This is a genomic window from Actinokineospora sp. (genome assembly GCF_050699995.1).
Lineage (GTDB): Bacteria > Actinomycetota > Actinomycetes > Mycobacteriales > Pseudonocardiaceae > Actinokineospora.
This window is the reverse complement of record NZ_JBOHGC010000366.1, coordinates 1-19911: the sequence shown is the minus strand read 5'-3', so window position 1 is coordinate 19911 and position 19911 is coordinate 1. Positions and strand designations below refer to the sequence as shown.

Annotated in this window: 17 protein-coding genes and 1 tRNA gene; 9 read left to right on the top strand and 9 right to left on the bottom strand. The window is 69.2% G+C overall.

Features of this window, described 5'->3' with window-relative positions; all coding sequences use genetic code 11:
- Positions 1 to 102 precede the first annotated feature (102 nt).
- Together ACRDSQ_RS18050 and ACRDSQ_RS18045 are read right to left on the bottom strand one after the other, a co-directional pair.
- Positions 103 to 543 carry a protease inhibitor I9 family protein gene (locus tag ACRDSQ_RS18050; RefSeq protein WP_431422657.1) on the bottom strand — a complete coding sequence of 147 codons (441 nt, stop codon included), beginning with the start codon at positions 541 to 543 and terminating at the stop codon, positions 103 to 105.
- A gap of 101 nt (positions 544 to 644) precedes the next feature.
- Positions 645 to 2201: an acyl-CoA synthetase gene (locus ACRDSQ_RS18045; RefSeq protein ID WP_431422659.1), complete on the bottom strand. Its 1557-nt coding sequence runs from the start codon at positions 2199 to 2201 to the stop codon at positions 645 to 647.
- A gap of 179 nt (positions 2202 to 2380) precedes the next feature.
- On the opposite strand from ACRDSQ_RS18045, the gene ACRDSQ_RS18040 reads away from it, so the two are divergent.
- On the top strand, positions 2381 to 4033 hold the full coding sequence (locus tag ACRDSQ_RS18040; protein WP_431422655.1) for a bifunctional 3'-5' exonuclease/DNA polymerase: 1653 nt from the start codon (positions 2381 to 2383) through the stop codon (positions 4031 to 4033).
- Between the two features lies 1 nt (position 4034).
- On the opposite strand, the gene ACRDSQ_RS18035 is transcribed toward ACRDSQ_RS18040, so the two are convergent.
- The 3 genes from ACRDSQ_RS18035 to ACRDSQ_RS18025 form a co-directional block, all read right to left on the bottom strand.
- Positions 4035 to 5192, bottom strand: a complete 1158-nt coding sequence (locus tag ACRDSQ_RS18035; protein WP_431422654.1) for a lactate 2-monooxygenase — start codon at positions 5190 to 5192, stop codon at positions 4035 to 4037.
- A 165-nt stretch (positions 5193 to 5357) separates the two neighbouring features.
- Positions 5358 to 5582, bottom strand: coding sequence for a hypothetical protein (locus tag ACRDSQ_RS18030; RefSeq protein WP_431422653.1), 225 nt, complete (start codon positions 5580 to 5582; stop codon positions 5358 to 5360).
- Positions 5583 to 5663: 81 nt separating this feature from the next.
- Positions 5664 to 6665, bottom strand: coding sequence for a tetratricopeptide repeat protein (locus tag ACRDSQ_RS18025; protein ID WP_431422652.1), 1002 nt, complete (start codon positions 6663 to 6665; stop codon positions 5664 to 5666).
- Positions 6666 to 6841: 176 nt separating this feature from the next.
- Here ACRDSQ_RS18025 and ACRDSQ_RS18020 point away from each other — a divergent pair, with 176 nt between their 5' ends.
- Positions 6842 to 8161 carry a multidrug effflux MFS transporter gene (locus tag ACRDSQ_RS18020; RefSeq protein ID WP_431422650.1) on the top strand — a complete coding sequence of 440 codons (1320 nt, stop codon included), beginning with the start codon at positions 6842 to 6844 and terminating at the stop codon, positions 8159 to 8161.
- On the opposite strand, the gene ACRDSQ_RS18015 is transcribed toward ACRDSQ_RS18020, so the two are convergent.
- Positions 8154 to 9386, bottom strand: a complete 1233-nt coding sequence (locus ACRDSQ_RS18015) for an NAD(P)/FAD-dependent oxidoreductase (RefSeq protein WP_431422648.1) — start codon at positions 9384 to 9386, stop codon at positions 8154 to 8156. The two genes, ACRDSQ_RS18020 and ACRDSQ_RS18015, sit on opposite strands and share 8 nt — an antisense overlap.
- A gap of 184 nt (positions 9387 to 9570) precedes the next feature.
- On the opposite strand from ACRDSQ_RS18015, the gene ACRDSQ_RS18010 reads away from it, so the two are divergent.
- Positions 9571 to 9771: a hypothetical protein gene (locus ACRDSQ_RS18010; RefSeq protein ID WP_091383483.1), complete on the top strand. Its 201-nt coding sequence runs from the start codon at positions 9571 to 9573 to the stop codon at positions 9769 to 9771.
- Positions 9772 to 9833: 62 nt separating this feature from the next.
- The gene (locus tag ACRDSQ_RS18005; protein WP_431422646.1) at positions 9834 to 11753 is read left to right on the top strand and encodes an SDR family oxidoreductase; all 1920 of its coding nucleotides are present in this window, start codon (positions 9834 to 9836) and stop codon (positions 11751 to 11753) included.
- Here the strand turns inward: ACRDSQ_RS18005 and ACRDSQ_RS18000 are convergent.
- Positions 11745 to 13109, bottom strand: coding sequence for a hypothetical protein (locus ACRDSQ_RS18000; RefSeq protein WP_431422644.1), 1365 nt, complete (start codon positions 13107 to 13109; stop codon positions 11745 to 11747). The genes ACRDSQ_RS18005 and ACRDSQ_RS18000 overlap by 9 nt on opposite strands.
- Positions 13110 to 13317: 208 nt before the next feature.
- Between ACRDSQ_RS18000 and ACRDSQ_RS17995 the strand changes: the two genes are divergently transcribed.
- From ACRDSQ_RS17995 to ACRDSQ_RS17985, 3 genes are read left to right on the top strand one after another with little or no spacing between them, the layout of a single operon-like run.
- Positions 13318 to 13788, top strand: coding sequence for a glycine-rich domain-containing protein (locus ACRDSQ_RS17995; RefSeq protein WP_431422642.1), 471 nt, complete (start codon positions 13318 to 13320; stop codon positions 13786 to 13788).
- Between the two features lie 58 nt (positions 13789 to 13846).
- On the top strand, positions 13847 to 14344 hold the full coding sequence (locus tag ACRDSQ_RS17990) for a PH domain-containing protein (RefSeq protein ID WP_431422641.1): 498 nt from the start codon (positions 13847 to 13849) through the stop codon (positions 14342 to 14344).
- The gene (locus ACRDSQ_RS17985; protein WP_431422640.1) at positions 14341 to 15837 is read left to right on the top strand and encodes a PH domain-containing protein; all 1497 of its coding nucleotides are present in this window, start codon (positions 14341 to 14343) and stop codon (positions 15835 to 15837) included. The genes ACRDSQ_RS17990 and ACRDSQ_RS17985 overlap by 4 nt, the downstream gene beginning before the upstream one ends.
- Here ACRDSQ_RS17985 and ACRDSQ_RS17980 read toward each other — a convergent pair.
- Positions 15832 to 17310 carry a glutamate--cysteine ligase gene (locus tag ACRDSQ_RS17980; RefSeq protein WP_431422638.1) on the bottom strand — a complete coding sequence of 493 codons (1479 nt, stop codon included), beginning with the start codon at positions 17308 to 17310 and terminating at the stop codon, positions 15832 to 15834. The genes ACRDSQ_RS17985 and ACRDSQ_RS17980 overlap by 6 nt on opposite strands.
- 39 nt (positions 17311 to 17349) lie before the next feature.
- A complete protein-coding gene (locus ACRDSQ_RS17975; RefSeq protein WP_431422637.1) occupies positions 17350 to 18888 on the bottom strand; it encodes a helicase HerA-like domain-containing protein in 1539 nt (512 codons plus the stop codon).
- Between the two features lie 107 nt (positions 18889 to 18995).
- Between ACRDSQ_RS17975 and orn the strand changes: the two genes are divergently transcribed.
- Together orn and ACRDSQ_RS17965 are read left to right on the top strand one after the other, a co-directional pair.
- A complete protein-coding gene (orn, locus tag ACRDSQ_RS17970; protein ID WP_431422636.1) occupies positions 18996 to 19604 on the top strand; it encodes an oligoribonuclease in 609 nt (202 codons plus the stop codon).
- Positions 19605 to 19669: 65 nt separating this feature from the next.
- Positions 19670 to 19745: transfer RNA gene (locus ACRDSQ_RS17965), tRNA-His, on the top strand.
- Positions 19746 to 19911: the final 166 nt, after the last annotated feature.

Sequence of the window (19911 nt, the reverse complement as noted above, 5' to 3'; positions counted from 1 at the left end):
GCCACCACACCTTCGCCCATGACCGGCGACCGTGCCAGCCACCGAGCCGCAAGTGATCACGCCACGCCGATCCGATCAACAACAACCAGGTCAGCCACTTGATCAACTTAGGCTACGTGGCATTGGGTCGAGTCCCCACGACGGCGGATTCGGCTGGACATCGAGCGCCCGAATTTTCTGGTTGGCCTGCACGAATTCGACCGCGTCGTCGGCCGCGAGTTTGCGAGCCTGCGATTCCGACATCGTGACCGAGAATCCGTTAATGGAACTTTCGTAGGTTGCGCGAACCTTTCCACCATAGTTATGGGCGACCTCCGCGGACTGGCTGCGAGCGCCGTCCTTGAGCATCACGATGTAGCTGCCCTCAACCGCCTCCGGGCTGCCTGCCAGCAGGATTTCACCCTCCTGGGCCTGCGCCGGAGCGGCCAACGCGACCACGGTCGCAGCCGAGCCGATGAGTGCGAAGCCGATTGCGAGTCGGCCCCGACGACCTTCGCGCCTCAGTGTCATGAAAGGAGTTCCTTTCTTGTTCGGAAATGCCATGCAATGACGTTTCGACAAGAAAGGGCAACAGTTGCCACTTGCCACTGTTACTCCGAGCAGACCAGACACATGGTCTGTTCAGCGCGGCTGGCCTGGGATCTTCAGCCCATTTCGCGTAGCTGCTTTCGAACAACTTTTCCGGTCGCGTTGCGCGGCAGCTCGTCGATGAAGACGACATCGCGCGGGACCTTGAAGCGGGCGAGGTTGGACTTCACGTGCTCGCGCAACTCCTCCGCGCTGACCTCGCTGTCAACGACGACGTACGCCTTGAGCCGCTGCCCGAACTCGGGGTCCTCGGTGCCGAGCACGGCGGCCTCCACGACGCCCGGGTACTCCACGAGCAGGTTCTCCACCTCGGCCGGGAAGACGTTCTCCCCGCCGGAGACGATCATGTCGTCGTCGCGGCCGTCGATGAACAGCCTGCCCTCGGCGTCGAAGTGACCGACGTCACCGATGGACAGCAGGCCGTCGATGATGTCCTTGTTGCGCCCGTCGGTGTACCCGCCGAAGCTCAGGCCGCTGCCGACGAAGATCCGCCCGGTGACGTTCGGCTCGGTGATCTGCTTGCCCGCGTCGTCGTAGAGGCGCACCTGACAGCCGACCGGCGGCCTGCCCACGGTGCCCGGCGCGGCCCGCCAGTCCTCCGGTGTGGCGACCGTGGCGACCGCCACCTCGGTCGAGCCGTACAGGTTGTGGATCACCTCGCCGAACGCGCGGGTGGCACGGTTGCCCAGCTCCGGTGAGAGAGCCGAGCCCGCGGTGAAGAGAATCTTCAGCGAGCTGGTGTCATACCGGGCCAGCACCTCCGGCCCGAGGTCGAGGACGCGCTGCAGCATCGTCGGCACCAGCACCAGCGTGGTCGCCTTGTTGTCCTCGATCATCTTCAGGATCTGCTCGGGATCGAACTTGCGGCGCATCGCGACCGCGGAGCCCAGCGCGAAGCTGATGATGAACTGCGACAGCCCGGTCCCGTGGAACAGCGGCGCCCCCAGCACGGTGCTCTCCCCCGCGCGAAGCGGGATCCGGTCGAGGAACTGCGCGGCCGCCAGCGGCGACCGCACCTGGCGGGGAGCACCCTTCGGCGTTCCGGTGGTTCCGCTGGTCAGCAGCACCATTCCGCCCGGCTCCGACGGTGCGGGCACCGGCCGGTCGTCGGTGTTCGCGATGAGCTCCTCAAGCGTGCGCGCCTCCCCCACAGCGGAGTCGGTCCACGCGAGGAACCGCGGGATCTCGGGCGGCAGCACGGTGGCGAGCTCGCTGAACTCCTGGTCATGGATGAACACGGTGACGCCTTCGCGCTTGGCCACGTCGGCCAGCTGCGGCTTCGCGAACCCGGTGTTCATCAGCAGCAGCCGCGCGCCGAGCTTGCCCGCGGCGAGCATCGTCTCCACCGCGCCCCGGTGGTCGCGGGCGAGCAGCGCGACCACGGATTTCTCCGTGACACCACGCTGCGCCAGCGCCCGGGCGAGCGCGTTGGACCGGGTGTCGAGCTGGCGGAAGGTGAGCGGCCCGAGCTCGTCGACGAGGCCGACGGCCCGGTGGTCGCGGTTGGCGGCCACCCGCGCGGCACCCGCGATCGGGCCGAGCTGCCGAACGGCGATCATGGACTTGACCACGTGGTCCGGGCGGGTCATCGGCACCAGCCCGGCCCGACGCATCACATCGACGCTGCGGACGACCGTCGGAACCTTGCCCGCCAGGTCGCGCACCAGGGTCTTGTAGTCGCTCAACGGAGCCTCCCGTGGTCATTGCGGTTACCGCCGAGTCACGGTGCCGCACAAGTTACTCGCGAGTCAACTGCCGGTATCTGTCAGTGGGATGGCGCAGAATCGCCGGTATGCGGATCGCGGTGGTGCCGGAGGGCGATGGGGCTGGTCGAGCGCGGGTTCTCGACGGCCCGACGGAGTCCGTCGGCGACCTCGCGGCCTGGATGGGCGAGCAGCAGCGCCGCCACGACGTGCGGTGGGTGCTGCCGGCCACCGAGGAGCTGTACCCAGGGTTGCTGCGGGCCGGGGTGCGGCTCGACCGCTGCCACGACCTCGCCCTGGCCGAGGGCATCCTCCTGGGCTTCGAGGAGCGTCCCGGCCGGCCGCGCAACCTGGGCGCGGCCTGGGCGCGGACCAGGGGCCTGCCCGAACCCGCCGACCCGCGTCCGCGGACCCGCGGGGAGCAGCCCACCCTGTTCGAGGCCGACCGCGGCACCGCTCCCGCTGGAGCCGACCCCCTCGACGCCGCCGTCGCCGTCCTGGCCGACCAGGAGCGCCGCATCGCCGCCACCGCCCAGCCCGACCGGTTGCGTCTGCTGGTGGCTGCCGAGTCCGCGGGGGCCTTGGCCGCGGCGGAGATGTCACACCATGGGCTGCCGTGGCGCACCGACGTCCACCTGGCCATGCTGGAAGACCTGCTGGGCCCCCGAACCGCGCCTGGCGTCCGCCCGGCCAAGCTCGCCGAACTCGCCGACCGGATCAGCGCGGCGTTCTCGGGCAGGCCGGTCAACCCGGACCACCCACCGAGCATCGTGCGCGCCTTCGCCAGGGAGGGCGTGGAGATCCCCTCCGCCCGGGCATGGGTTATCAAGGAACTCGACCACCCCGCCGTCGCCCCGATCCTGGAATACAAGGAGCTGTCCCGCCTCTACGTCGCCCACGGCTGGTCTTGGCTCGACAGCTGGGTGGACGGCGGCCGCTTCCGCCCCGGGTACGTCGTCGGCGGCGTCGTCTCCGGCCGCTGGGCCACCCGCGGCGGCGCGGCCCTGCAGTTGCCACGAACCCTGCGCACAGCCGTCCGGTCGGACCCCGGCTGGGTCCTGGTCTGCGCGGACGCGTCGCAGTTGGAACCACGAGTGCTGGGCGCCCTGTCAGGAGACCGCCGCTTCGCTGAGGTGTCGGCCTCCTCTGACCTCTACACCAGCCTCGCCGCCGACGCCTTCGACGGCGACCGGGGGCGAGCGAAGATCGCGATGCTGTCCGCGATGTACGGCGGCACCAGCGGTGAAGCCGGACCCCTGCTCGCAGTGTTGCGCAAGCGTTTTCCCCAGGCAGTCGACTACGTCGAACAGGCGGCCCGAGCGGGCGAGGAAGGCCGAGTCGTCCGGTCGAGGTTGGGACGCACGAGCCCACCCCCAAGCGAAGCCTGGCGGGAACTCACGTCGGAACACGAGGGCGAGCAAGCCGAGAAACGCGGAAGGCAAGCCGCCCGCGAGTGGGGCCGCTTCACCAGAAACTTCGTAGTCCAGGCCAGCGCCGCGGACTGGGCGCTGACAATGCTGGCAACCCTGCGCAGGACCCTGGCCGGCTCAGCACCGGAAGCAAAGATCGTCTTCTTCCAACACGACGAAGTCATCGTCCACTGCCCCGAAGAGACAGCCGAAGCAGTGTCGGCCGACGTCTCCAAGGCAGCGGAACAAGCAAGCACCCTCGTCTTCGGCGAAACCCCAGTCCGCTTCCCCCTGGAGGCAACAACGGTAACCTCCTACGCCGACGCAAAGTGACCTAAGTGGACAACCGCACGGAACCCCGCCCAAGATCATCGACGCACCGAGCGCCGGAAAGACCCAGCGTCAGATCGAAGTCGGCAAGCAAGGACCGCACAGCATGCCGAACCCCATTCTCCCCGCCCAAAGCCAACCCATAAACATAGGGCCGCCCAACCAGCACAGCCGAAGCCCCAAGGGCCAACGCCTTGAACACATCCGCCCCAGTGCGAACCCCGGAGTCGAACAACACCTCGACCTGATCCCCGACTGCGGCAGCGATCTCCGGCAGCACCTCTAGCGACCCTATAGCCCCATCCACCTGCCGCCCACCATGGTTCGACACCACGATGCCGTCCATCCCGGCGTCAGCCGCCCGCCGAGCGTCGACCACGTGCTGGATTCCCTTGAGGGCGATCGGCCCGTCCCAGTGGGACCGCAGGAACGCCAGCCGGTCCCAGCTCTTGTCCGTCCCGGTGAACAGCGACACCCACCGAAGCACCGCCATGCCCTGATCCTCCGTGGGCGACTTCTCCAGCCCCGCAAGGAAAGCCGGGTCGCTGAACGCGTTGGCCACCCCGACCGCACGCAGGAACGGCAGATAGGCCTGATCGAGATCGCGGGGCCGCCACGCCAGCGTCGACGTGTCCAGGGTGACAACCAGAGCGGTGTACCCGGCGGCCTTGGCCCGCTCCAGCAGGCTCACGCAGACCGCGTCCTCATTGGGCCAGTACAGCTGGAACCACCGCGGCCCGTCCCCATGGGCCTCGGCGACCTCTTCGAGCGCGTACGAGGAAGCCGTCGACAGCACCATCGGCACGCCGAGCGACCCGGCCGCGCGGGCGGTGGCGAGTTCCCCGTCGGGATGGACGATCGACTGCACGCCGATCGGCGCGAGCAGCACGGGTGCGGGCATCGTCGTGCCCAGCACGGTGACGCTGGTGTCGCGGTTGGTCGCGTCGCACAGCATCCGCGGCACGATGCGCCAGCGGGCGAACGCGTCACGGTTGGCCCGCATCGTGTCCCCGGACCCAGCGCCGCCCGCGACGTAGCCGAACGGTCCGGGCTCCATCGCCTCCTCGGCGACAGCCTCCAGTCTGGTCGCGTCGGTGGTGAACGGCGGACGCTGATCACCGAGCCCCTGGAGATAGATCTCGTTCTGGTACCCCGAGTGCACTGTTCCGCCTCCCCGAAATTTTGAGATTTGGTTGCCTAGCGTCTCATGTGGCGGTTTAGGGGGCACCGAGGTCGGGTTTCGTCGCGGTCCCCTTAGGTGCGGTCGGGTGGGGACGAGCGCGTTCTCTCGCGGGTCGGGCGCCAGCCGAGCCGCGAGAGAAACGGATCAGGCCTGCGGCTGCCCGGTCTGCGGCTGCTCGGCGGGCTTCTTGGCCATGGCGACGGTCACCAGCAGGGCGACGAGACCCAAGCCTCCGATGCCCAGCCCGGCGGCGGGCTGGTAGTCGTCGAGGAACGCGATGATCGTGAGGCGGTAGTCGGCGAAGTACAGGCCCGCGGACACGAAGCCGATCAGCATCAGGAACACGGCGATCTTGCGAAGGATTTCCATGGTTATTCCCCTAGTAAGCGCGCTGGCGGACGAGGGCGGTGATCGCCGCCATCCGGCCCCCATCCGAGAGGGTGCGCCACCCTAACGGGTGAATGCGCGCATTCGCCAGAGTCCGTACCACCCGACTATCGCCGACCCGACAGCGCAGACCAGCGCGGGTGTCAGCAGCTGCATCCCGCGGGCCCCAAGGGCGAGCGCCAGGGTCCAGACGGCGAGCAGCAGGGTGCCGAGTCCAAGCAGGACGACGCCGAAGGCGAACAGCGGCTCGCGGCGCAGGAGCACCGCGGGCCGCGGATACCGGCCATGCGGCAGGGCCAGCACGCCCATCGTCGCGATGCCCGCCACGGTCAGCACCAGGGCCAGGGCGAACCACACCAGCAGCGGGCTGGGGGTCGGCATGCCTGCGATCATCAGCACGAACGAGCCGACGGCCAGCCAGGCCGAGCACCGCCGCAGCACCAGCCATAACGCGATCCGGTGCGCGCGTCCGAACTTCGAGTCGCGGGGCCGGGCCGACGGTTCCGCGCGCACCCCCGCGAGCCGGGACAGCTCTTCGCGAACCACCTCGTTGCCCGGGTCCAGCTGTAAGGAGTCGGCGAAGGCGCGCTTGGCCACGGGGAAGTCACGCACCCGGACCGCGGCCATGCCCAGCACCTCGTGCACCCGCGCCTCATTCGGCGCGGTGATCACCGCGCGGCGGGCGGCCTCGAGCGCCTCGCGCGGGGAGACCGGGCCGAGTGCCTCGGCCAGCGTCACGTGGTTGCGCCAGTCGCTCGGGTCGCGGCGCGCGGCCTCGCGGGCGGACACGGCGGCCTCGTCGTGGCGGTTCAGTTCGGTCAGGGCGAGGCTGGCGAGCCGGTGCGCCCACGACCGCTCCCCCAGGGTGATCGCCCGCTTGGCGGCGTCCAGACAGTGCCGCGGCTCGCCCGCGTCGAGCAGCGCGGCGGCGAGCCTGCACCACGCCTCGGTGTTGTCCGGGTGCGCGGTCAGCACCCGGCGCAAGATGTCGATCGCGACCTCCGGGCGCCCGGCGGCGGTCAACTCGGCGGCCTTGATCAGCACCGCGTCGATCGACTCGGCCATGGTCACCCCCTCCCGCATGTCGCGGCCCAGTGTGTCAAGGGACCCGATCGGGGTGGCGGTTATCCGCCCGCGTGTCTTGTGCGGATAACACACCGATGTGCGCACGGTGCAACAAGGATTCGCCACATCGGTCGACGGCGGCTCGTCTTGAACGGTGTTATCCATAGACTGATCGGGTGAAGTCCTCACCCATCCCGGGCAAAGCCCGGCTGGCCCTCATCCTGGGTGGGCTGAGTGCTTTCGGACCCCTGTCGATCGACATGTACCTGCCCGCGTTCCCCGCGATGGCCGAACAGCTGGGCACCGGACAGGCGAAGATCCAGATCACGCTCACCGCGTTCATGATCGGGCTGGCGGGCGGGCAGATCATCGCGGGACCGCTGTCGGACGCCTACGGCAGGCGCCGACCGCTGCTGATCGGCCTGGCGCTCTACACGCTCAGCTCGCTCGCCTGCGCCGTCGCGCCGTCGGTAGTGGCGCTCGTCTTCCTCCGGCTCGGCCAAGGTGTCAGCGCCGCCGCGGGCATCGTGATCGCCCGTGCCGCCGTGCGCGACATGTTCTCCGGGGCCGCACTCGCCCGGTTCTTCTCACTGATGCTGCTGGTCAACGGTCTCGGTCCGATCCTCGGGCCGATCATCGGCGGGCAGGTGCTGCGGTTCACGCAGTGGCCGGGGATCTTCATCGTGCTGGCGGGCTTCGGTGTGGTGCTGTTCCTCGTCACCGCGCTCGCCCTACCCGAGACGCTCGCGCCGCTGGGCAGGCGGCCCGCCCGGCTGGGCCACGTGCTGCGCACCTATCGCCGGATCGGCACGGACCGGTCGTTCATCGCCTACGCCGCCGCCGCCGGGTTCGTCATGGGCGCGATGTTCGCCTACATCGCCGGGTCGTCGTTCGTGCTCCAGGAACTGCACGGGCTCAGCCCGCAGGCCTACAGCTTCCTCTTCGGCGCCAACGCCGTGGGCATCGTGGTCATGGCCCAGGTCAACGGCCTGCTGCTGCGCAGGTTCGCCCCGCGCAGGCTGCTGATCGTGGGCCTGCTGACCTCGGTGACCGGCGGGCTGGCGGTGCTCGCGGCGACGTATCTCAACCTGGGCCTGCTCTACCTGCTGCCGGGCCTGTTCGTGGTGGTCGCCAGCGTCGGCATCGTGACGCCGAACTCGACCGCGCTGGCGATGGCCGACCACGGGCACCGCGCGGGCACGGCCTCGGCGCTGCTCGGCTTGGTGCAGTTCGTCATCGGCGGGCTCGCCGCCCCGCTCGTCGGTTTCGGCAACCCGTCGACGGCGCTGCCAATGGGCGTGGTCATCGCGACCCTGTCGGTGCTCGGGCTCGCGTCGTTCGCGCTGACCCGGCCCACCAAGAACCGCCCCGGCCGCTACCAGACCCTGCGCGACGCGGACACCCAGCCGATCCCCGGCCTGCCGATCCCGGACATCGCCCGGCACGAGGGCGACCTGTGGGACGCCCCGACGGCGGACTCCGTCCGGTTCAGATGAGGTCGGCGAGCGGCTTGCTGCGCAGGTCGTCGGCCGAGACCTCGCCACGCTGATCCACCAGCGCCTGCAGGGCATCCCCGTCGTCCCACTGGTTCACGTTCATCGCGGCGAGGACGCGGCCGCCGCGGGTCCAGAACGCCGTGAACTCACGGGCCGCCAGGTCGCCGCGCACCACCAGGTCGTCGGTGAACGGGTTGGCCAGGCCGCGGACCTCCATGCCCAGGTCGTACTGGTCGGAGTAGAAGTACGGGCTCGCGGTGTACGGCTCGGCGGCGCCGAGCAGGTTGCCCGCGACGTGCGCGCCCTGGTCCTTGGCGTTGGCCCAGTGCTCGACCCGCACCCGCCTGCCGTAGCGGGGGTGGAAGTGCGCGGCGATGTCGCCGATGGCGTACACGTCCGGCGCGGAGGTGCGCAGCGTCGCGTCCACGTCCACGCCGCCGCCCGCAACCGAGTCCGACAGCTCCAGTCCGGCGGTCTTCGCCAGTTCCAGCCTCGGCGCCGCGCCGACCCCCACGACCACGACGTCGGCCGAGAGCGTGATGCCGTCGCTGAGGTGCACGGCGTTGACCACCCCCTCGTCGCCGGTGAAGGCGTCCACGCCGATGCCCAGGTGCCAGGTGACGCCGTTGGCGGCGTGCAGGTCGCGGAACACCTCGGCCACGGTGTCGCCGAGAGTCTTGTGCAGCGGCAGGGGAAGCGGGTCGACGACGGTGACGTCGGCGCCGTGTTTGCGGGCCGCCGCGGCGACCTCGCAGCCGATCCAGCCCGCGCCGACGATCACAACCCGGACGTCGGGCGCGAACGTCGCCCGCAGAGTCAGGGAGTCCTCCCAGGTCCGCAGGGTGTGCAAGCCGTGGAGGTCGCCGCCGGGCACCGGCAGGGTGCGTGGCGCGGCGCCAGTGGCGAGGACGAGCCGGTCGTACGGGATGCGGGTCCCGTCGCCGTCGACCACGGCGCGCTCACCGAGATGCAGTTCGCGGATGTCGGTGCCGGTACGCAGATCGATGTCCTTGTCCGCGTAGAAATTCTCCTCGTGCACCCAGTCGGGTTCCTCGGCCTCGCCGAGCAGCACAGCCTTCGACAGCGGGGGCAGCGCGTAGGGACGGTGGGGTGAGTGGCCGACGAGGGTGAGCTCGCCGGCGAACCCCCGTTCGCGCAGTTCACCGGCGGCCGTGCCGCCCGCCAGACCGGTTCCGACGATCACGATCCGCCGCGCTGGCGCCATGGCGTGTCCTCCTGGGCGACCCGGTGTTTTCATCTGGGTTTTCGACGTTAGTCCTCCATCCGAGGGACCGCCCATCACGAAAATCTTGAGAACGCGTCACCTTCTGCCGTCACGGCTCGTTACCGTGCGCGTCATCACATAGACAGGACAACGACCGTCGGGCGGGTCGAGAGGGTGGGCACCAGTGAGCAACAGCAAGGAGTGGTCGGTCAGCTGCCGGGATATCGCGGGCCGCAGACGCGACGTCACGGTCTTCGTCCGACAGGGCCGGGTCGTCCTCGTGGCGCCTCCGGGCGAGACCGCGATCCTGTCTCCACTCGACGTCGGCAGGCTGCGCGCGGCGCTGCGCGACGCCGTCGTGGACGCCTCGGTTGAGGCAGGCTGACAAAAATCTCGCTTTCCTACCGACCAGTAGGTAAGGTTTCGCTGGTATTCGGAGGAGGCAGGATGACGACGTACTTCGTGACCGGCGCGACGGGGTTCCTCGGCCGCAGGCTGGTCGAGCGACTGGTTTCCCGACCCGACTGCGACACCGTGCACGTCCTGGTGCGGCAGCGGTCGATGGAGCGGTTCACCGAAGCGGCGACGCACTGGTCGAGGCCCGAGCTCGTGGTGCCCGTCGTCGGCGACCTGTCCGAGCCCGGCCTCGGCATCGATCCGGCGGCCCTTCCCTACGGCGTCGACCACGTCGTGCACCTGGGGGCGATCTACGACTTCACCGCCTCGGACGAGGCCAACCGCACCGCCAACGTCGTCGGCACCGCCCACGCCCTCGACTTCGCCGCCGCCGTCGGGGCGTCGCTGTTCCACCACGTCTCCTCGATCGCCGTCGCGGGCGACCACCGCGGCCGGTTCACCGAAGCCGACTTCGACCTCGGCCAGCACCACCACTCGCCGTACCACGCGACCAAGTTCGAAGCCGAACGCCTCGTGCGCGGGCAGGGGCAGGTTCCGTACCGGATCTACCGGCCCGCCGCGGTCGTCGGCGATTCGCGGACCGGCGAGATGGACAAGATCGACGGCCCGTACTACTTCCTGCCCGCGCTGACCCGCCTCGCCCGGCTGCCCGCCGCGCTGCCGCTGGTGGCGCCCGGGCTCGGCGGGACCAACATCGTCCCGGTCGACTACGTCGTCGACGCCATGGCGCACCTGATGCACGTGGACGCGCCGCCGGGGCAGACGTACCACCTCACGGAGAACGGCCGTCAGCGCGTCGTGGACGTGTTCAACGCGCTCGCGTCGGCGGTGGGCGCGCCTCAGATCAAGGCGACCCTGCCGTTCCGGCTCCCGCCCGCGCGGCGGGTCGGGCCGGTGCCCGCGGCGATCCTGGCCGAACTCGGCATCCCGGCCGAGGTCGTCCCGCACCTGGACCTGCCCACAGTCTTCGACTCCACCGCGACCGTCGCCGCACTGCGCGGCAGCGGGATCAGCCTCCCGCCGCTGCGCTCCTACGCCGACACCCTGGTCCGGTACTGGGCCGAGCACCTCGACCCGGAACGCGCCTGGCTGCACGCGGGTTCCTTGCGCGGCAAGCGGATCGCCATCACCGGGGCGTCCTCCGGCATCGGCAAGGCCACGGCGCTGGCCGCCGCCCGCAAGGGCGCGACCGTGCTGCTGGTGGCCCGGCGGCAGCCCGAACTGGAGCAGCTGCGCGACACCATCGAGGCCGCGGGAGGGGTCGCCGAGGTGCACCCCTGCGATCTCACCGACGCCGACTCTGTCGACGCGTTGGTCAAGAACCTGGGCGTTGTCGACATGCTGGTCAACAACGCGGGTCGCTCGATCCGCCGTTCGGTCCACCTGTCGGTCGACCGCCTCCACGACTTCGAGCGCACCATGTCCCTGAACTACTTCGCACCGCTGCGGCTCACCCTGGGCCTGCTGCCGGGCATGCGCGCGCGGGGATTCGGCCGGATCGTGAACGTGACGACCATGGGGCTGCAGACCGACACCCCGCGCTTCTCGGCGTACCTGGCGTCCAAGGGCGCCCTGGAATCGTTCAGCCGCGCCGCGGGACGGGAACTCCTCACCGACGGCATCACAATCGCGTCCGTGCGGATGCCCCTGGTCCGCACCCCCATGATCGGAGCCACGAAGGCGTACTCCCGGATGCCCGCCAGCTCCCCGCGCACGGCGGCGGACCTGGTGATCCGCGCGTTGGAAGGCCGCAGGGAGGTCGTCCAGCGGGCGGAGGGGTTCGCCATGGAACTGCTGCGCGTGTTCGCGCCAGGGGTGGCCCGGCAGTTGATGAACGTCGCGTACCGGGTGATGCCGGAGTCCGCGCCGGAAGCCCGCAGCCGCCCGGAGCATCCGCTGGCGGTGCTGGCGTCGGCGGTGGTCCGCCCGATCTGGCGCGGCCTACGCTAGGCGCTCGTCGACCTGACTCGCGCCACACTCCCGCGCCCGCCGCCGCAACCGCTTGATTCGCTCAGCGATCCGTTCGGACGCGAGTCCATCAGCTGCGTCCACCACCGATGCCACGATGCGATCAGCCTGATCATGCTCGCCCAGTTCAAGATATGCGGCGGCGATGTGGATGCGCGTCTTCACCCGTGATGTCACCCGGCTGGTGGGCAGCGCCGACAACGCCCGTTCGAGCAGCGCGACGCCTTGCCGCGGCCGCCCGATGTCGCGCAGGCACTGGCCGATATCAGAGGTGAAGTCGACCTCGCTGTAGTGCCCGAGCCAGCCTGGCTCAGCACCTGGTCCACGATCGAACGCCCGCTTGGCGGCATCGAGAGCACCAGACGACGCATCCCGATCACCCAAGAGGCTGAGGCTGCGCGCTTCGACGGCATGCAGATAAGCCGCTACCGCAGGTGTGGCACTCGGCCCAATCACATGCTGCGCGGATCGCGCCAGGGAAACCGCGTGCTGCCCCGCCTGACCTGCTTCCTGCTTGTCCGTACTGTTGGCACCGATGTCGATTGTCAGGAGGCTCATCTCGGCCAGCACATTCGCGCCGAACGATTGGTCTCCCGCTCTCATCGCAAGCCCGAGGGCCTGCGCGTAGTATCGCTGGCCGAGCGCGTGACGCCCACTGTCCACAGTGGTCAACCCGGCGAGAAACGTCGCCTCGGCGAGCGCCGAGGCAAGGTCCCGACCTACCTTTGCGCCATAGTTCGCGTCACGGAGGTTACGGCTCTGTTGGTGCACAAGCTGGACCACCTGGGGGCGAACCAAGCCGCCGCCGTGCAGCCGGTGCAGCTTCTCGAAGTGGCGCACCGTCGACCGCACGATCTCCACGTCGGCCCGACCGATTCGACCACCCTCGGCGACCGCACCCTCAGGCGATCCAGTCATGGCCATCCATGCGGGCTCCGCGAACGCGGCTGCGGCGAACGTGGACCCGAGCATGAAGTTTCGCCGACTGAGATCCCGTCCCGACAGTTCCGCCACGGTGGCGATAGTGCCACTTAACGTCACCGAGGTCCGCAACCCGTCGAACGTGTCGCCCGTCGGCATCCGATCGGCGAAGCCGCAGTCGGCCACCGAGACCCGGTAGCCCAACCGCCTGGACAACACACCCGCCACCAGCACCGGCACCGGTGACCTGGGCTGACAGCCGTCAAGCATGCGTCGCACCGAAGTCGTGGTGGTTCCCAGATGAACTCCTTTCTGCCTGCCTTCGGCAACCACGGCATTGGCCAGTGCCTTGTTGCTCAGCCCCGCGTCGGCCATCAGCAGGCGGAGCGCGGGATTGCCGTCGAGTTCGGCGGCCATCGCCCCTCCTGAACGGTAGTCACTCAGTTGCTCACCGTAGCCGCCATTCGCCGGGCAGCACATCTGATCTGCCGTGATCCACCAAAGTGGGACCCAAGTGGGACCCCTTGCAGCCGAGTGGCCGCTCTGCCCAGGTTCCGGGACTGCCTGATCCATGCGCGAGGCGATTCGCTGGAGGCAACTCACCCGATGTCGGAAAGGACAGCTGATGACCGGCGCCATCGAAGGAACCACCGGGCGGTCGCTCGTCCCGGAAAAGCTCTTCACCAGGCTCTGCGCTCGCGTCGAGCGCGACGGCCACCATCCGCCGGTGCGGGCGAGCCGGATCGTCGACCAGGCGCTCGCGTTCCTGGCCACCTGCGGCCGGAACCTCGGCGAGCCGTTGGCGCCCAGCGCGATCGTCGACGAAGGCTGGCACGCCTTCCTCCTCCACACCCGCGAGTACGCCGAGTTCTGCCGGATGGTGGCGGGCCGCTTCATCCATCACCGGCCCGGTGACGGCATCCGGCGCGCTGAGATCGACATCAAACGCTCGGTTCGCGCGATGCGCGCAGCCGGATTCGCGGTGGACATTCCGCTGTGGCTGCCCACCGAGGTATCTGCGGCACACCAATCCGCTCCCGCACCGGCCGCCGCCCACCGCCGCCCGGGCGTGGGGCGGTCTACGACTGCGGGCTGAGAGGTCCTAGGACTAAAGGAGGAGGGTGGCGCACGCCGATTCCAGGCAGACTGAAGCCGTGAACAACACGGAGTGGCAGCTTCGCGCGCCGGTCAACCTGGTGAGCAGGCGGGCGATCCTGCATTGGACGCTGAGCGCGCTGGTCGGCTGGGTGGTCGTGCTCGGCGGGCAGGGCATCCACCTGCTGGTCAACGACGATCCCCCGGCCTGGGCGCGGACGGTGGCGATCGTGAGCGTCGTCGTGGCGGTGGCGCACGTGCTGGTCATGCCGCGCTGGCGGTACGCGGTGCACCGGTGGGAGACCAACCCGGACGCAGTGTTCACCCGCAGCGGGTGGATCAACCAGGAATGGCGGCTCGCGCCCGTGTCGCGGATCCAGACGGTCGACACCGCGCGTGGACCGTTGCAGCAGCTGCTCAAACTGGCCACAGTCACGGTCACCACGGCGTCCGCCGCCGGTCCGGTGAAGATCGAGAACCTCGACGCGAGTGTCGCCGCGCGGCTCACCGACGAGCTGGTCTCGACCACCCAGGCGACCCCGGGGGACGCCACATGACCGAGTTCCCGGCCGCGCCGCCGGTGGTCGAGCCCAGCCACGAGTGGGGCAGGCTCGACCCCCGGATGATCGTCGTGCGGCCGCTCAACGAGCTGATGGGCCTACTCATCCCGCTGTTCATTTTGATGTTCGCGGGCAATGGCGACACCTGGCGACTGGTCGCCGGTGGCGCGACCATCGGGGCACTGGTGCTCTACGGGCTGTTCAGCTGGGTGTCCACGAAGTACCGGATCACCGAGACCCAGGTCGAACTCCACAAAGGACTCCTGCACCGGCAGCGCCTGGCCATCCCGCGCGACCGCATCCGCACGGTCGACCTGACGGCGAAACTCGGCCACCGGCTGTTCGGGCTCTCCGCCGTCCGCGTCGGCACCGGCGAGCAGAGCCGCACCGCCACCGACGGCGTCATCCTCGACGCGGTCACCGCCCAGGAGGCCGACCGGCTGCGCCAGGTGTTCCTGCGCCGGACCACCGCCGCCGAGCCCACTGTCGGCGAGGACGACAGCACGCCGATCTCGCACCTGGACAAACGCTGGTACCGGTACGCGCCGCTGAGCATGTCCGGGCTGTTGACGATCGGTATCGCGGCGGGCTTCGGGATGAACCTCGCCCGCGAGCTGAACCTGGAGTTCTCCGAGGCGGGACTGGTCCGGTCGGTGGTCCGCTGGGTGATCGACACCAGCCCGCTGGCGGTGATCCCGGCCGTGGTGGGTCTGGTTCTCCTGGTCTCGGTGCTGTTGTCTTTGCTCGCGTACCTGTTGCAGAACCACGACTTCCAGCTGACCCGCAACACCGACGGCACCGTCCGCGTCCGGCGCGGCCTGCTCACCACCCGCTCCGTGTCGGTCGAGGAGCAGCGCCTGCGTGGGGTCTCGCTGCACGAACCGCTCCTGCTGCGCGCGGGCCGGGGCGCCCGGCTGACCGCCGTGACCACCGGGCTCGGCAGGGCCAGCGGCAGCAGCCTGCTCCTCCCACCCGCCCCACGCGACGAGGCGCACCGGGTGGCCGAGCGAGTCCTGTTGGCCGACCCGACATCGGCCGACCTGACCCGCCACCCCGCGCGAGCGCGGACCCGGCGGCTGGTCCGGGCAGTGGGCCCCAACCTGGTCGCGGCAGGCGCGCTGGCACTGCTCGCCGGATTCGCCGGGTGGCCGCACTGGTTGTGGATCCTGGCGGTGTGCCTGGTGCCGGTGTCCGTCCTCCTCGGACTGGACCGCTACCGCAACCTCGGCCACGCGCTGACCGAACGCCACCTGGTCAGCCGTTCGGGCTCGCTCGACCGGGAAACCGTGGCCCTGCAGCGCACCGGGATCATCGGCTGGAAGATCGGCCGGACCTTCTTCCAGCGTCGGGCGGGGTTGTTATCGGTCACCGCGATCACCGCCGCCGGAAAGGGCGGCTACACCGTGGTCGACGTCGGCGAGAGCGACGGCCTCAAACTCGCCGACGCCGCGATTCCTGACCTACTTCGGCCCTTCCTGCACTCGTCATGAGACAGGCCACGTGTGCACAGGCTCGTTGCTGTGCATGAACTTCGCGTAACGACGGGTCATCTCGCGCAAGGCCTGTTCGCGGTTGACCGACGTGTTGGCCTCCAGCCCGCGCACCACGTCCACCTGCCAGGTGGCGCCGTTGCGGCCGGTGATGCAGCGCTGCTCGATCACCCCGAGCAGCCGGTCCCGCTCGGCCGGGGCGACACCCCAGGCGTCGAGGCCGTCATGCGCCATGGGAAGGAGGCGGCGCAGCACCAGTTCGGCGGCGGGGACCTCGCCGACACCGGGCCAGTACACGCGGGAGTCGATACCGTTGCGGGCGGCGGCGTGGAAGTTGTCGGAGGCGGCTGAGAAGCTCATCTGTGTCCACAGTGGGCGGTCCTGGTCGGCCAACGCGCGGACCAAGCCGAAATAGAGGGCGCCGTTGGCCACCGTATCCACCACCGACGGGCCCGCCGGTAGGACTCGGTTCTCCACCCGCAGATGGGGGCGACCGTGCACGACGTCGTAGATCGGGCGGTTCCAGCGGTAGATGGTTCCGTTGTGCAGCCGCAGTTCGTGCAGTTCCGGTGTGTCGCCACGGGCGAGGACCTCCGCCGGGTCCTCGTCGTCGGTCAACGGCAGCAGCGCCGAGTAGTACTGCACGTTCTCCTCGAACAGGTCGAAGATCGACGTGATCCACCGGTCGCCGAACCACACCCGCGGCCGCACACCCTGCGCCTTGAGCTCGTCCGGGCGGGTGTCGGTGGCCTGCTCGAACAGAGCGATCCGGGTTTCGGCCCACAGCTGCTTGCCGAACAGGTACGGCGCGTTCGCGCCCATCGCGAGCTGGATCGAGGAGATCACCTGGCTGGCGTTCCAGAACTTCGCGAAGTCCTCGGGCGCCACCTGCAGGTGATACTGGACGCTCGTGCACGCACTCTCCGGGGCGATCGAGTCGGCCTGGGTCACCAGCCGCTCCGGGCCACCGATATTGATCTCCAGGTCCTCCCCGCGGGCGGCGAAGACCTGCTCGTTGAGCAGCTTGTAGCGCGGGTTGGCCGACAGCGTGTCCACCGAGATGTGGTTTCGGCGCAGCGTCGGCAGGATCCCGACCATCACGATATGCGAGTTGACCTTGCTCGCCTTCTGCTCCGCCTCGTTGAGGCTCGCGCGGACCAGGTCCTCGAACGCGGCGAGGCCGTTGGGCTTCAACTGCTGCGGCGGCAGGTTGATCTCGATGTTGAACTGGCCCAGCTCGGTCTGGAAAGCCGGGTCCGAGATCGCGGCCAGCACCTCCGCGTTGCGCATGGACGGGTCACCCGCGTCGTCGACGAGGTTGAGCTCGATCTCCAGCCCGGCCATCGGCCGCTCGGACTCGAAGCGCGACTCGGAGAGCATCTGCGCGAACACGTCCAGGCAGCGTCGGATCTTCTGCCGGAACCGCTGGCGGTCGGCGCGGGTGAACTCAGTCGACTCGACATCCTTACCCATGCCCCAAGCGTGGTGGATCGGCGCGCCCCGCGCCACAGGTCACCGCCTGCGAGTGCCGAATACCCCACGGGTGATCTCGCGGCCCAGCGCGCTCGCGGCGGACCGGAAGAACGACTTGACCGCGCTGTTGCCCATGACCTGCTCGATGAAACCCGGCTCTTCCTTCTCCCTCGCGGGTGCGGGCTGCTGCTCCCGCGGCTGCTCGGCCGGGGGCTGCTCGGCGGGCGGCGCCATCTTCTGCGCCATCAGCTCGTAGGCCGACTCGCGGTCCACGGCCTGCGAGTACTTGCCGTGCAGCTCGGAAGCGGCAGCCGACTGCTTGATGGCCTCGTCGCCGATGGTGTCCATCAGGGAGCGTGGCGCGCGCAGCCGAGTCCACGCGACAGGCGTCGGGGCACCCTTCTCGCTGAGCACGGTGACGACCGCCTCACCGATACCGAGCGAGGTCAGCGCCTTGTCCAACTCGTAGTGCGGGGTCGTCGGGTACGTCTTGACGGTCTGGGTCAGCGCCTGCTGGTCGTCAGGGGTGAACGCCCGCAGCGCGTGCTGCACGCGCGCGCCGAGCTGCGAGAGGACCGCGTTGGGCACGTCGGTCGGCAGCTGTGTGCAGAAGAACACACCCACGCCCTTCGACCGGATGAGCTTCACGGTCTGCTCGATGCGGTCGAGGAACGCCTTCGACGCGTCGTGGAAGAGCAGATGTGCCTCGTCGAAGAAGAACACCAGCTTGGGCGCGTCGAGGTCGCCCTCCTCGGGCAGTTCCTCGAACAGCTCGGCCAGCAGCCACATGAGGAAGGTCGAGAACAGCGCGGGCTTGCCCTGCAGGTTGCCCAGCTCCAACAGGCTGATGACGCCCTTGCCGTCGGTCTGGCGGATGAGGTCGGTCACCGCCAGCTCGGGCTCACCGAAGAACTCGTCGCCACCCTGGGCATCCAAATTGGACAGTGCGCGCAGGATGACGCCCGCGGTGGCCGAGGACACGCCGCCGATGCCCTGCAGGTCGGCCTTGCCCGCGTCGCTGGTGAGGTGCGTGATCACCGCGCGCAGGTCCTTGGTGTCCAGCAGCGGCAGACCCTTGCCGTCGGCCCAGTGGAAGATCAAACCGAGCGTGGACTCCTGGGTGTCGTTGAGGCCGAGCACCTTCGACAACAGGATCGGCCCGAACCCGCTGATCGTCGCCCGCACGGGCACACCGATGCCACTGGTCCCCAACGACAGGAACTGCACGGGATACGCGGTCGGCGCCCAGTCATCCCCCGTGTCCGCGGCCCGAGCGGTGACCTTGTCATTCGACGCACCCGGCTGGGACAACCCCGAAAGATCACCCTTGACGTCCGCCATCACCACCGGCACCCCGGCATTGGACAGCTGCTCCGCCAGACCCTGCAAAGTCTTCGTCTTACCCGTGCCCGTCGCCCCCGCGACCAACCCATGCCGGTTCATCATCGCCAACGGAATCCGCACCCGAGCACCCGCGTCGACCTGGCCATCCACGACCACAGACCCCAACTCGACCGCGCTCCCCGACGTTGCGTAACCGGCCGCGATCTCCTGGGCCGGACTCGACTGCTCAGGCATGGGCGCCTCCCTCAGACAAGCCGTCAGAACCACCCGGAAGCCTAGAACGACTTCCCCCGGCGCGCCGGGCCAACGAACCCCACGGTCGAGGGAGATAAGCTCGCCTGGTGACGGACCGCCTGGTATGGATCGACTGCGAGATGACAGGGCTCGACCTCGGCAAAGACGCCCTGATCGAGATCGCCGCCCTGGTCACCGACTCCGAACTCAACGTCCTCGGCCCCGGGGTCGACCTGGTGATCCACACCGACGACGCCACCCTCGACGGCATGCCCGACGTGGTCCGAGAAATGCACGCGCGCTCCGGCCTCACCGAAGAAGTCCGCGCCAGCACCCTGACCCTCGCCGAAGCCGAACGGCAAGTCCTCGACTACATCAAGCAGTGGGTCCCCGAAGTCCGCACAGCACCCCTCTGCGGCAACTCCATCGCCACAGACCGCGGCTTCCTAGCCCGCGACATGCACGAACTGGACAACCACCTGCACTACCGGATGATCGACGTCTCCTCGATCAAAGAACTCTGCAGGCGCTGGTACCCCAGGATCTACTACGCACAGCCCGACAAAGGCCTAGCCCACCGCGCCCTCGCCGACATCCAAGAATCAATCCGCGAACTGCGCTACTACCGGCGAACAGCCTTCGTCGCCCAACCCGGACCCACCACGGAAGAAGCGAAAGCCGTCGCCGAATCGGTCATGCCCACCACCGACGCATAACCCATTTCAACCCCGCCCAACCGACACGCTACGATGTTCCAGCACCAGTCGAACCGGTGCACACGGTGGGTGTAGCTCAGCTGGTAGAGCACCTGGTTGTGGTCCAGGATGCCGCGGGTTCAAGTCCCGTCACTCACCCCATTGGGCCCCCCTTGTCTGCGGAAAGCGCAGACGAGGGGGGTTTCGTCATTTGTCCCGGGGGGCGACCCCCGGACCCCCACGGTGCGATCGGTGGCCATCCCAGCCTTACCGGATCAACTGTGTGGGCTCGCGCTGCGCGCATCGAGGTCGTGAGGATGGTGGGGCG